The 264-nt window shown below is 45.1% G+C and carries 1 protein-coding gene; it reads right to left on the bottom strand.

Annotation, left to right across the window (positions count from 1 at the left end):
* On the bottom strand, positions 1-264 hold a 264-nt coding region (locus tag LD028_RS09110; RefSeq protein WP_237811625.1), incomplete at both ends, for an Hsp33 family molecular chaperone HslO.

The raw sequence follows: 264 nt of genomic DNA, 5'->3' as shown, positions 1-264 counted from the left end.
CATAGGCTCAGCCGTCACCACGTCTTCTTCATGATACAATCGATATAAAATTTCATCGGCTGGCAAGGTGGTTAACTCTTCAGCTTTTAACGTCTTGGTTAAGATTTTTAAGCGGGGGAACAAGTCATTGTCCACCGTCTCATACTCTTCTTCTGTGGTACGTGGTAGCAACTGTAGCACAATACCGCCCGCTTGCTCACCATCACAAGCCAAGTTGATTAAGGTAGGAATCTGTACGGATTGCTGTTGGTAATGTGCCAAACA

This window comes from Anoxybacillus sp. LAT27, from assembly GCF_022030075.1.
In the GTDB taxonomy this organism is placed as follows: domain Bacteria; phylum Bacillota; class Bacilli; order Bacillales; family Anoxybacillaceae; genus Anoxybacillus; species Anoxybacillus kestanbolensis.
This window is presented reverse-complemented; position numbering and strand designations above follow the sequence as displayed.